The 12,326-nt window shown below is 53.5% G+C and carries 12 protein-coding genes; 8 read left to right on the forward strand and 4 right to left on the reverse strand.

Annotation, left to right across the window (positions count from 1 at the left end):
- The first annotated feature begins 385 nt into the window (after positions 1–385).
- Positions 386–1,360, forward strand: coding sequence for a peptidase U32 family protein (locus ACFQUU_RS04865; protein WP_382243478.1), 975 nt, complete (start codon positions 386–388; stop codon positions 1,358–1,360).
- A 293-nt stretch (positions 1,361–1,653) separates the two neighbouring features.
- On the opposite strand, the gene ACFQUU_RS04870 is transcribed toward ACFQUU_RS04865, so the two are convergent.
- On the reverse strand, positions 1,654–2,103 hold the full coding sequence (locus tag ACFQUU_RS04870) for a DUF2721 domain-containing protein (RefSeq protein ID WP_382244564.1): 450 nt from the start codon (positions 2,101–2,103) through the stop codon (positions 1,654–1,656).
- Positions 2,104–2,580: 477 nt separating this feature from the next.
- Here ACFQUU_RS04870 and ACFQUU_RS04875 point away from each other — a divergent pair, with 477 nt between their 5' ends.
- From ACFQUU_RS04875 to ACFQUU_RS04885, 3 genes are all read left to right on the forward strand, one after another.
- On the forward strand, positions 2,581–3,792 hold the full coding sequence (locus tag ACFQUU_RS04875; protein ID WP_382243481.1) for a PAS domain-containing sensor histidine kinase: 1,212 nt from the start codon (positions 2,581–2,583) through the stop codon (positions 3,790–3,792).
- Entirely contained in the window at positions 3,789–4,433 is a 645-nt protein-coding gene (locus ACFQUU_RS04880; protein ID WP_057290291.1) for a response regulator transcription factor, read from the forward strand. The genes ACFQUU_RS04875 and ACFQUU_RS04880 overlap by 4 nt, the downstream gene beginning before the upstream one ends.
- Positions 4,434–5,021: 588 nt before the next feature.
- Complete coding sequence (locus ACFQUU_RS04885; protein WP_382244567.1) at positions 5,022–5,840, forward strand: Crp/Fnr family transcriptional regulator; 819 nt, start codon at positions 5,022–5,024, stop codon at positions 5,838–5,840.
- A 110-nt stretch (positions 5,841–5,950) separates the two neighbouring features.
- Here ACFQUU_RS04885 and ACFQUU_RS04890 read toward each other — a convergent pair whose 3' ends face one another.
- From ACFQUU_RS04890 to ACFQUU_RS04900, 3 genes are all read right to left on the reverse strand, one after another.
- Entirely contained in the window at positions 5,951–6,673 is a 723-nt protein-coding gene (locus ACFQUU_RS04890; protein ID WP_382243485.1) for a phasin family protein, read from the reverse strand.
- 128 nt (positions 6,674–6,801) lie between these two features.
- Positions 6,802–7,548, reverse strand: a complete 747-nt coding sequence (gene phbB / locus ACFQUU_RS04895; RefSeq protein WP_382243488.1) for an acetoacetyl-CoA reductase — start codon at positions 7,546–7,548, stop codon at positions 6,802–6,804.
- A gap of 380 nt (positions 7,549–7,928) precedes the next feature.
- Positions 7,929–8,402 (reverse strand): Lrp/AsnC family transcriptional regulator, encoded by a 474-nt coding sequence (locus ACFQUU_RS04900; RefSeq protein ID WP_382244570.1) that lies wholly within the window; start codon positions 8,400–8,402, stop codon positions 7,929–7,931.
- Positions 8,403–8,531: 129 nt separating this feature from the next.
- Between ACFQUU_RS04900 and kynB the strand changes: the two genes are divergently transcribed.
- From kynB to minC, 4 genes are all read left to right on the forward strand, one after another.
- Positions 8,532–9,179 carry an arylformamidase gene (gene kynB / locus ACFQUU_RS04905; RefSeq protein ID WP_382243491.1) on the forward strand — a complete coding sequence of 216 codons (648 nt, stop codon included), beginning with the start codon at positions 8,532–8,534 and terminating at the stop codon, positions 9,177–9,179.
- Positions 9,176–10,423, forward strand: a complete 1,248-nt coding sequence (kynU, locus tag ACFQUU_RS04910; protein ID WP_382243494.1) for a kynureninase — start codon at positions 9,176–9,178, stop codon at positions 10,421–10,423. The genes kynB and kynU overlap by 4 nt, the downstream gene beginning before the upstream one ends.
- Positions 10,424–10,433: 10 nt before the next feature.
- Complete coding sequence (gene kynA, locus ACFQUU_RS04915; RefSeq protein WP_382243496.1) at positions 10,434–11,273, forward strand: tryptophan 2,3-dioxygenase; 840 nt, start codon at positions 10,434–10,436, stop codon at positions 11,271–11,273.
- 242 nt (positions 11,274–11,515) lie between these two features.
- Positions 11,516–12,307 carry a septum site-determining protein MinC gene (minC, locus tag ACFQUU_RS04920; RefSeq protein ID WP_382243499.1) on the forward strand — a complete coding sequence of 264 codons (792 nt, stop codon included), beginning with the start codon at positions 11,516–11,518 and terminating at the stop codon, positions 12,305–12,307.
- Positions 12,308–12,326 lie beyond the last annotated feature (19 nt).

Here is a 12,326-nt window from a genome sequence, read left to right on the forward strand (position 1 = left end):
CTCGCCCGCTCCTATCAAGTCACATAGCCTTCCAATCCGCTTTATCTTTCCGAATTAGCCCTACCATCACGTCTTATTATCTCTCCCTCTAAAGAAAGATTCCGTATCGCAATATATTTGCGGGAAATCAATTCTCTGGGGTATTCGTCTGCTACATTGAATTCATTGCACATGAGCAACAAGAGGTCTCTGTGTTCACCTTACCTTATTGCCGCGTCTGGTTCGGCTTATTCAGATACATTGACGCCGCTTCGCACAATGAAGTGCACAGGTATCTCTCGGCAGATATGACGCACTGCGTCCCAGTCAGCCTTCCATTGGAATCCTGTCTGTCTTTCCCTTAATGCATCTCCGTAATTGGTATCAGATTGAGGAGGAACAGATCATGACAAAAGCATACTCAAAAGTCGAGACGACAGAGGGTAGGTCCCAAGCACATGGATCGCGCCTTGCTTTGCATTGTCCGGTGGCTAGCCTAGCTGGGCTGCGCGCAGCGGTAAACAATGGTGCCGACGGTATACTTCTTGATTTTGACCGACCCTCTTCCTTACGCAATCATTGCGTCGGACACGACCAGTTTCAAGCCCTTGCACGGGGCATACGTTATGCAGCAGAACAGCAAGTCGATACCGTCTTGGCGATCAAGCCATGCCATATGGACGCATCATGGTCTTTGGCACGACTGGCAATCGACACTGCTGCGGAACTTGGCATGGACGCCGTAGCCATGTCCGATCCGGCGCTGATGCTCTATACCGCCGCGCGTTATCCCGAACTGCAGCAACACTATACCGTTCCCGCTTCCTGCGTCTCTGCAGAGGCGATCAGCTTTCTTTGCAAGCAAATCGATTTCGGCAGGCTGGTGCTCCCACGGATGGCTTCTCTGAATCAGGTGAAGCGTGTAGCGGAGCACACAGGCGTCAACGTGGAACTTGTAGGTTTTGGCCCATTCTGCAACGTCATTGATGACTTTAAGCCTGCGTTCGGGTTACGCGACAACGAAGCTGTACATTTGAGATCCGGTCTTGAAGCTGCTTACTTGGACTTCGCCGCACTCGACGCCAGTGGAGGTAGATGCGCACTGGATGAAACGGCAAGTAACGATCATTACTATCTCGACATCAGAAATGCCGATGCAAGCGCGCTGCGCCTTCTGCCACAACTCTCGGAGGCCGGCGTTCGCGTCCTGCGCATCGAGGCGCATGTCCATTCACCTGTAAAGATCGGTCAGGTAACGAAGGTCTGGCGCGAAGCCATTGACCACTGCCTGGAAGATAAGGAAGGTTATGCAGTTCGCATGACGTGGGTTGAGCGACTAAGCCATTTGTCACCAGTGCTTCATGCGTGTTATGAGAGTTAGCATGATCCATGCAGCGAGACGCCGGAAACTCGGTGCGACTCTCGTTACAGGACGCTACTACGCACGACTCTTACCATACATCCAAAGCGGGACGCTAATCGCCTTGCCGGCAGTACAACTGCATAACGGAAATAAGACAAAGTCCAACGTCGCAACTTAAAATCCGGGCGTGAGAATCGTTCACATCAGCGAGTCATCGACGCGATCAAGTCCGGGGGAGATGAGCGATCACCGGCGCGGCCTTATTATTCTGCTGTTGCATGTGATTCCAGTCTGATTACCCAGCGCTAAGATTACTTCTGCCTTGAACGTATATTGCGCATTGATACTGTTTTGGTCGCGACGAAAATTTCGCGAAGCAGATAAACAAAACTTCCGATCAGGCAAAACATCCCGAGCACAAAACAAAGGGCAATGAAGCCAGCCAGGCCCAGATTCAGTGCATCGCCGATAAAAAGTGCCGCCACAACGATGCAAACTAACAAACCACACGAAGTACTTAAAGTGATGGCCCGGTTGATCAGGTGCGAACGTCGGTACAAGGTATCCAGTTCAGCATAAGCATCCGTATGGTCGGCACCCGTCGTTGCCTGGATACGATCTTCAAGGACACGCGACCGGTCAATAATCCGGGCAAGGCGATTGGTCAACACCGAGAGTTTCGTACCCACGCCAGTCAGCAAAAACACAGGAGCAATCGCGAGCTGAATAATATGGCTGATCTCGCCTAACTGGATGTCGATATTCATGAGGTTGGCTTAGTTCGTAAAGCAGATCTGTCTTAATTGCATCTTCTCGATGCCGTAGTCTACCAGCTCACATCTGCGACGCGCGAACCTGCATTCGCGGGCCTTTTTGCATGTGTACGGCGATACGATTGAGCGAACGCAAACGGCTTTATCACAGGCGGAATCGAGTCTACGCTGTGATTACCATGCAGCAACCGCGCGATTGTGATTTCTCAACGGCGGTTGATTTCGCCCCGCTACTTTGGATTTGGCACTGTCTGACGCTGAGATATCTCTGAAGTCCCAACGCAAAGATATTGGTTTCGTCAACATGAGAGGCGTCGAGCGCCGATATGATCAACCTGCATGTCTACAAAAGCGATACGTTCCACTAGCAAGCGTTCGGGTGCAGATCTTAATACTGCGCACCTGCGGCCCCATCATGCGGCGCGGCTCCCATCGGCACGCCGCCTTGCAACTAATCATTCGCGAATGCATAGCGCCGACCATCGGCCCTCAGGCAACAGAGAAATTGTGATGACAACCTATTTGGAACCCAGCACCGGCAAGCTGACAAACATCATCACCACACTTGCCCGATTTCCCGCAAGCAAAGTGGGATCATCGCTTCTTTCTATCATCCAGTCCTCGATGGATGGGGTCATCATTATCGACGCCATGCGACAGATCGTATTGGTAAATCAGACGGCAGAGCACATTTTCGGACATCCCGCGCAAACTTTGCTCGACCAGCCAGTGGATATCTTGATGCCTGCACATTACGTTGATGAGCAATGCCAGAGAATGAACCGGCTGGCAAGCGCACGTATTACCGGCCGTCGCACCAAGGTTGAACTCAAAGGCCTGCATGCGGCAGGTAACCTGCTTTCCCTCAATGCAAACGTCGCACGGATAAATGTGTGCGGCGAGTTGTTCCTTGCGCTTATTGTTCAGGACCCATCTATGCACCAATCCTTTGCAGAATCCAAGCAAAGGCCAATACGGCCTTCCGAACTACGTAAATGGGCGGCATCAACGCAGCAGGCAACCGAAGTCGAGAAAAGGCGATTTTCCAAAAAACTGTACGACGACATCGGCCAGCGACTCAGCGTACTCAAGTTGGACCTTGACTGGCTGGAAAACAGTCTTGCGCAGACAGATGATGGCCTACCGGCGCGAGTCGCACAGATGCAAGGTTTGCTGGACAACGTTATAACAATGACAAAAACCATGGCCTCGGCCTTGCGACCGCCGCTGCTGGACGATTTTGGCCTCCTGCCTGCCGTGGAATGGATGGCGGAGAATTTTCAGAAAAAGTCAGGCATTTCTTGCCGTGTCGAAAGCCAGGGGTTTCACAAGAAGCTTGAAGACCCAATCGAATCAGCGATCTTTCGAGTGATTCAGGAAGGGTTGTCAAATATCGAACGCCATTCACATGCTTCCCATGCGCGAATTTCCTTTGCGCATACAGGGAGCCAACTCGATGTTATGATTGAGGATGATGGTATCGGCATAGAAGCCGGAAGCGAAAGCAAGCCGGGATGCTACGGGCTCATTGCGATGCAGGAACGTATCTTCGTATTGGGGGGTACAATCAGTATCCAGAGCGCCGAACCACATGGTGTTGTCATTTACGCATCGATTCCAGTGGAGCCGATTTTTCCAAACGACCAGTTAACTTCAACGCCCGCAAACCGCCTATGATTCGCATTGTTATTGCCGACGACCACACCATCATGCGTGAAGGACTCAAGCGCATTCTCGATGGAGCCGACGATATTGAAGTCGTTGGTGAGGCAGTAGATGGTTTCGAGGCATTGGCACATGTGCGGAAAGGCGGTTTCGATCTGCTTATGCTAGATCTGTCCATGCCAGGGCGTAGCGGTGTGGAATTGATACGCCAGATCAAGGATGAAGTCCCCAAGCTTCCTATCCTCATCCTGACCATGCACGAGGAAGAACAATATGCCGTACGCGCGATCCGCGCGGGCGCACGCGGTTATCTGACCAAGGAAAGTGCCGGTACGCAGTTGGTCAGTGCAATCCGTAAAGTTGCTTCCGGTCGTCCCTATATCAGTCTGGAAGTCGCTGAACAGTTGGCAATGGATGTTATGCCCGCCAATGAGGACCTGCCCCACAAGCAACTGTCCAATCGCGAGTTTGAAGTATTTACCCTTCTGGTCAGTGGCAAATCGATTACCGAGATCGCCGACTTTCTTCACTTGAGCGCGAAAACCGTCAGCACCCACAAGACCCGCATCCTAACCAAAATGAATATGAACTCGCTGGCCGAAATGGTTCAGTATGCCGTTCAGCACCGCCTTCTCGGCCCCTTGAGAAATTAAACCTTTCAAGGTTTCCGGATACGGGACCTTGCTCTCCAGACTCACCTGTTTCGGCCTGTCCTATGCATGTTATTTCGCATATTTTCTGTACCGGCAAGCCACTATTTTTGTAACTGGCTTGTCATACTTTCCTTACAGACTCTTGCTTGCAAGTTCCTGCGATTTTCCGTCAAAGTGAGCTAAGAGCCTTATTCCTTGCGGGTTCTCAAGGAATGCAACAGATTTTCCTATCTTTTTTATCAGTAAAGTTCCCGCGTGCTTGTAAGGATAATCCTACGAGAAGCGCGAGTCTCCTACATTGCAATTCAGCCCACACCGATAGCAATTCGCTGTTGCGATTGCGATACTGGCCATTCATTCGAAGCATGACAGACTAGAAACCGCCACTGATTCTGGACGACCTGATACTACGTAGTACATAGGACATCTTCCAAAAATCATAACTGGTGAAGCACTGATAGTCATGCGGGCATCCCTGCCTCCGCATGAACTTAACTGATTGATCTGAATTAGGAGATGACCATGTTGTCAACGCAAACCCCCGACGTCCGCCCTGAGTCCACTTCGTCGACCATGCACTCCCCGTCGATGGAAGCGGGCTGGCAACGTCAAGGCAAGCTGTGGTCCAACCTTAAGGAATTGTGCGAAGTCCTTCGCATCCCTTCGGCGGCGATCCATACCGACGAAGAATTGCTGTTTCAGCATGTCCAGTTCAAGACCGGGCAGCGCATCCACACAATCGGCCAGCCATTCGATACCTTGTACATTGTGCATTCTGGCTTTTTGAAAACCGTACTGATCGACGAATTCGGTAATGAACAGGTGTTGAGTTTTCCAATGAAAGGCGACCTGTTCGGCGTCGATGGAATCCATACCAAGCGCTATGCATCCGAAGCTGTTGCTCTGTCGAACTGCGACCTGATCCTGCTTCCATTTAAGAAGTTGACTGCGCTTGGTCGTGCGCATGTCGAATTCGAACACGCCATGTACAGCGTCATGAGCCGCGAACTGGTGCGCGAGCAAGCGATGGTCAGTATGCTCGGCGCCCTAAGTGCGGAAGCGCGTGTGGCACGCTTCCTGGTGAACCTGTCGGAGCGCTATGCCGACATGGGTTACTCGAGCAAGCTCTTCAATCTCCGCATGACACGCCATGAAATCGGCAGCTATCTCGGCTTGACCCTGGAAACTGTCAGCCGCACACTGTCTGCCTTCAATGAAATCGGTCTGATTACGGTAGACCAGCGCTCCATCGGCATTAAAGATCCGGAAGCCTTGCGCACCTTGCGCCGCCTGCCACCGTCGAGCTCCCGTGCCAAGCAAATCGCGGCCAAAAAATCCAAGCAGGCTGCTCAAAAAAATGACCAGCCTGATGGTGAAGGCGACTGGGGCCAACTCGCATCTGCCTGACACCTTAGAACATTTTTTGCAAGATAAAAAAGCCCGCTTGATGCGGGCTTTTCCATTTGGCCTATTTAACGTGCATCTGTGATTGCACGCTGGCCATTTAACTTGAAAGCTTATTTCTTCTTGCCGCCTGCCGTTGGATAGATTTTTTTATCAGAGCCGCTTGCGTCGCCGGCGGGATCAACCGCTGGCACGAGCACCTCCGGCGCGGATGCCGTTGCCTGGATACCGGAAGTGACTGTTGTGGCCGCTGCCGCCGTCGCTGCATCGGCCACATTGGTCGCCGCATCGGAGGCTGCCTGTGTCATATTACTTGCGGTTGCCGCTGCTGCTCCCATGTTACGTTGTGCCAGTGTCGCCACATCCTTGAATGCGTTTTGCCACATCGAAAACATGTTGGCCACTGGGTTGTCATTCGTCATGGCATGACTGCCTGTAGTTGCTGCAGTTGAGGCGGTGGAGGCTGTTCCCGCAAACGGCGTCTTAATGCCATTCACGGCTTGGTTGCGAAATTGCTCAACATAATCTTGCATGCTTTGACCGATTTCGCTCTGCATCTCAACGACGATACGCACCAGTTCACGCTGGTACTCAGCCGCCTGGCTCGAGTTGCGCGACATCATGCGTGATTGCAGCGCAGAACCGATGGCTCCCGGATCGCGGGCTGCCGTCAGTTCCCTGACAAATTCAAGCTGGTCAGTGAAAAGTTGATGCGTCGCTCCGATCATCACGCTGTCTATCTTTTGTGTGCCGGTGAAGAAGGCGTCTGCAAGACGACGCGAAGCTTCAAGCTGTGTCTGATAGACGCCGGCAAGCGGGTTAAGTGCGTTTTGCATATTTTCAATCCTGATATGAAATGTCGAAGGAAGGCGAATTCAGCGCGCCCTATTTTCTACGTTTTCTGACTGCGCGCACGTATCCGTCCATGCCCGGTTGACGTACGTCAATCAGGCATGGACGCAGTTCATTGCATGTGCTGTCCGCCATTGATAGAGATATTTGCGCCGGTCACAAACCCAGCCTCGTCGGAGCAAAGATAGACGACAAGACCAGCGACCTCATCCGGTTCGCCAAGCCGGCCCAGAGGTATTTGTGGAAGGATTTTCTCTTTGAGAATGCTCTCTGGTATCTGCGTCACCATTTTGGTTTTCAGATAGCCCGGGGAGATGGTGTTGACGGTAATGCCTTTATTGGCGACTTCCAATGCAAGCGCCTTGGTAAAACCGTGCATTGCCGCCTTCGCCGCCGCATAGTTGGTCTGCCCAAACGCGCCTTTCTGCCCATTTACTGAAGAGATATTTACGACGCGGCCCCACTGGTTTTCCAGCATGCCATGCAAAGCCAGCTTAGTCATATTGAAGACACTGTCAAGATTGGTTTTGCGGACGATTTGCCAGTCCTCAAGTGTCATCTTCTTCAATGTTGCATCACGTGTGACACCGGCATTGTTGACGAGAACGTCAATACGGCCCTGATCACGCAAGACTTGCATAATGCCTGCTTCACAGGAGGAAAATTCCGCGACATCAATGCAGACGGTGCTGAAGTCGTATCCTTGACTACGATGGGAAGCAATCCACGCCGATGCCTCCTTATTTCCGGGTGAATGCGTTGCGACAACGCGAAATCCTGCATCATGCAACTTCCTGCAAATGGCCTCTCCTAGCCCTCCCATTCCACCCGTCACGATGGCCACTCGATTTTTATCCATGGCTGTCTCCTTGTGTTGAATGAAGATAGATTTCTAGCGATCGCTTCGACATGGTCGGGCGCAATGTTCGATATCCACGACGAAGGAATATTTAAAGCTGATCAAATGAATGGACGCAGATGTGCGGCAAGACGCTCTCGCTGTCTTGCCGGGGAAGATTCGAGTATGGGAATGTGAATTAGTTCGGATGCAATCCAGATCCAATGTCTTGGGTCACGGATGCCTGTTAATAGCCATTATGCAGGTCGATATGTCGAGCCAGTTCAGTGTTGGCACACGAATAGAAACGCCGGCTTGCCTGTTCGGCTGGCATCATTTGATTGCCATTATTCACGCCTGAGTTGAGTGGGCCGGCCCATCACAGAACTATCAAGCCTCAATTAGTCGCTCAACAGTTCAGGCGCGATCGCCTGAGTGTCCTTCAGAGTCTGCAGAACAATATTGGACTTAATGTCGAGTACACCCGCAGTCTTGTATAACTTCTCCAGGACAAACGAAGAAAAATGCTTGAGGCTGCGTGCCCTGACGCGTAACAGGTAGTTCGCCTCACCGGCAATGATGTACGAGCCGACCACCTCGGGCCAGGCGGCAATGGAAGCCGTAAAGTTTTCGTGCCAGTGTTCGACATCGCGCCGCATCGTGACCTGTACAAACGCATCCACCTCAAGGCCCAGAGCGGTAGCATTCAGCACTGCGCTATAGCGGCTAATCATGCCACTTTCCTCTAACATACGGACACGGCGCAGGCAGGAGGAAGGTGATAAAAACACCTTTTCCGCCAGTTCCAAGTTGCTCATCCTTCCATCTTGCTGGAGCAAGTTAAGTAACTTGAGATCAGTTGCATCAAGCTTCATGGTGACTTCGGTCATTTTTTCCAGGATCCTTGCAATGATATTCTAATTTCCACGAATTTTACCGATCAGATTGCGTAAAAAATGCAGTCTTTACGGCTTAAAATTCGAGCAGAACATCAAGGAAATCTTATGCCCTCTTCCAATACTCTTTGGGACATCAGCCCTGTCCTTTCTCCTGCAATTCCGGTCTGGCCTGGCGATACGCCATTCAGCACCGAGCCTACCTGGAAAATTGAAGGTGGTTGCCCCGTACAGGTCAGCCGCATCACCATGTCAACTCACACGGGTGCGCACTGCGATGCGCCCTCTCATTACGACGCTCAGGGGGAATCCATCGATAGCGTAGCCCTGCATGCCTATCTCGGGCCATGCCGCCTGATCGATTGCGTAGGCGTGAGCAGTGTCGAGCCGCATCATGTCGAAACCGCGTTGACTGATATGCCGCCACGCGTGCTGTTCCGCACCTATGCGACGGCGCCTCAGGACCGTTGGGATGCACAGTTTGCGAGCGTATCGCCCGCCACGATCGCATTGCTGGCCCGGCATGGAGTCGTACTGATTGGCATTGATACGGCCTCTCTTGATCCACAGGAATCCAAAACCATGGATGCACATCGCGCGGTTCGCGCCAACCGCATGGCAATCCTTGAAGGCATCGTCCTCGACGGTGTGCCGGTGGGTGACTATGAATTGATTGCATTACCTCTGAAGCTGGCGGGAATGGACGCGAGCCCGGTGCGGGCCATACTTCGCAGTTTGCCTGGAGGTGCGCAATGATGACCCGTGACGATTGCCTCGCCAGGGATAAAGCCGACAAACTTTCGTCGCTGCGGGACCAGTTCGACCTGCCCGATGGCGTCATTTACCTTGACGGCAATTCATTGGGTGCGCGCCCGAAAGCCGCGTTGTCCCGCGTACAGCAAGTGGTGAACGACGAATGGGGAAAGGACCTCATCCGCAGCTGGAATAAAGCAGGCTGGTTCGATCTTCCGTCCCGTCTGGGTGACAAGCTTGCTACGCTGATCGGCGCCAATCCGAATGAGGTCGTGGTAACCGATTCCACCTCGGTCAATCTCTTCAAGGCGCTCGCTGCCGCGCTGCACAAGCAGTCGCGTGAAGGACGATCGCAGCGCCATGTCATCGTGACCGAACGCGCCAATTTCCCAACCGACGTGTACATCGCTCAGGGACTGGCATCCTGGCTGGATCGCGGCTATGAGATCCGGATGATCGACTCCCCGGAACAGTTAAATACTGCTATTGACGAGGAAACCGCTGTCGTCATGCTTACTCATGTCAACTACCGCGCCGGCCATATGCATGACATGCGTGAGGTCAGCACACTTGCCCACGCGCGCGGCGCTCTGATGCTGTGGGATCTTGCCCATTCAGCGGGCGCCGTACCGGTAAACCTGAATGCGGATGGTGCCGATTATGCGGTTGGTTGCACTTACAAGTACCTGAATGGCGGCCCGGGGTCGCCGGCCTTCATCTGGGTCGCGGCGCAGCATCAAGAGGATTTCCGTCAGCCGCTCTCTGGTTGGTGGTCCCATGCAAGCCCGTTTGCCATGCAGCCGCAGTTTGAAGCGACTGGCGGCATACGGCGCGCATTGTGCGGCACGCAGCCGATCGCTTCTCTGGCGATGGTCGAATGCGGGCTCGACATCTTTGCCCAAACGTCCATGGCGGCGCTGCGCGAGAAATCGCTGGCACTAACCGATCTCTTTATCGATCTGGTGGAATCGCGCTGCAGCGTTCATCCCCTGAAACTGGTAACACCGCGTGAACATGCGCATCGCGGCAGCCAGGTGAGCTTTGCCCATCCGCATGGTTATCCGGTGATGCAAGCCTTGATCGCGCGCGGCGTCATCGGCGACTACCGGGAGCCACACATCATGCGCTTTGGCTTTACCCCGCTTTACACACGTTTTATTGACGTGTGGGATGCGGTCGACGTACTCGTCGACATTCTGGACAACAAGCGATACGATCCGGCCGCCCTACGCGACGCGGTGACCTGAGGAGGCAAGCATGGATACAGACAAGAAAACCCCGTCCTGGCATGGCGCCCAGATGGACTTCTCGAAGTCAATGAGCTACGGGGATTATCTCGGCCTTGAGCAGATCCTGACAGCACAGCATCCGCGTTCGCCCGATCACAATGAAATGCTGTTCATCATTCAGCATCAGACCAGCGAACTTTGGATGAAACTGATGTTGCACGAGCTTTACGCAGCAAGACAGCAAATTCGCCAGGATGAGCTTCCGCCTGCATTCAAAATGCTGGCACGTGTGGCGCGCATCATGGATCAGCTGGTCCATGCATGGGATGTGCTGGCCACCATGACACCCCCCGAGTACTCTGCCATCAGGCCTTATCTGGGACAGTCCTCGGGCTTCCAGTCCTGCCAGTATCGTGAGATTGAATTCATTCTGGGGAACAAGAACCCTTCACTGCTTGCCGTCCATGCGGCCGTGCCCGAAAACCATCAACACCTGGAAACAGCATTGCACACGCCCTCGATCTATGATGAAGCGATCATGCTGCTTGCCCGGCAAGGCTTTCACATTGATGCCGACCGCCTGAAGGCTGATGCCACTCAGGCGACGGTCGCCAATGAATCCGTCAAGCAGGCATGGCTTGATGTTTATCGCGAGCCGACAAAGCACTGGGCGTTGTACGAACTTGCGGAGAAGCTGGTGGATCTGGAAACGGCGTTCCGCTTCTGGCGCTTTCGCCATGTGACGACGGTTGAGCGCATCATCGGATTCAAGACCGGAACCGGCGGCACCGCAGGAGCAAGTTATCTTAAAAAAATGCTGGACGTAGTGCTATTCCCCGAGTTGTTCGCGCTACGGACAGCACTGTAACGAAAAGAAAAAGTATGGGGAATCAGGAGGATAGCGCCACAGCAGCAGGTATAATACGGCGCGAAGCACAGAGCGAGTGGTGAGCAATTGTTCAATGCGCCGTAATGAAATCCGCTTTCCCCAGACCGTTCGGGCCGCTTTCCATGCGGCCCGTTTCGTTTGGCAGGCGGTGCATTCCATTTTGCTCACGTAGCGATCGCGTCTACCGATAAGGCGATTACCCGATGAGCCGATAAGCGTTTATGTCAACGAAACAAAATAGCAAGCCGATAGAGATCAAGATTTCAACCGTTGTCGCCGTGTCGGCCATCCTGCGCACGGCCGACCTGGAAACGCTCGACGCCACCCTGAAGAAAACCACGGGTGGCGCGCCGGATTATTTTGACAACGATCTCGTGGTGATCGATGTCAGTGCCATCGACTTCAGCGGGACCGCCATTGATTGGTCTGCCCTGACTTCATTGTTCAGTTCGTACAGCCTGAATCCGGTTGCGGTGCGCGGAGCCCCGCCCGAACTCGAACAGCAAATCATCGCCCTTGGCATGAGTATCGATACGCTCGCCCCGCAGCGCCAGGAAGCTTCATCCGAAGAAACCGGGGCCGCACCGGCGCCCGTCATTGCACCGCCCCCTGCTTCAACACCTGCGCCAGCGCCGATTCAGCAATCTCCCGAAGTCCATAGCCCCGTCGCGGCCGCAGTCCCCGCTATGATCATCGATTCCCCGGTACGCGCCGGCCAACGCATTTATGCCCGCGGCTGCGACCTGATCGTCAATGCAATCGTCAACAATGGCGCCGAGCTTATTGCAGACGGCAGCATCCATGTATATGCTCCGCTTCGCGGACGGGCACTTGCGGGGGCCAGCGGCAATGCCGAGGCACGTATCTTCACACTCAGCATGGAGGCCGAACTGGTATCCATCGCAGGCATTTACCGCACGTTCGACAGCGGGTTACCGAAGGATCTGGCGAAGCAACCGGCGCAGGTCCGTCTTCAGGGCGACCGGATAGATGTTCTGTCCATTCGCGCCTAGTTATTTGTCAATTAAGGAG

This window comes from Herbaspirillum sp. GCM10030257 (assembly GCF_042666555.1).
Classification (GTDB): Bacteria; Pseudomonadota; Gammaproteobacteria; order Burkholderiales; family Burkholderiaceae_D; genus Noviherbaspirillum.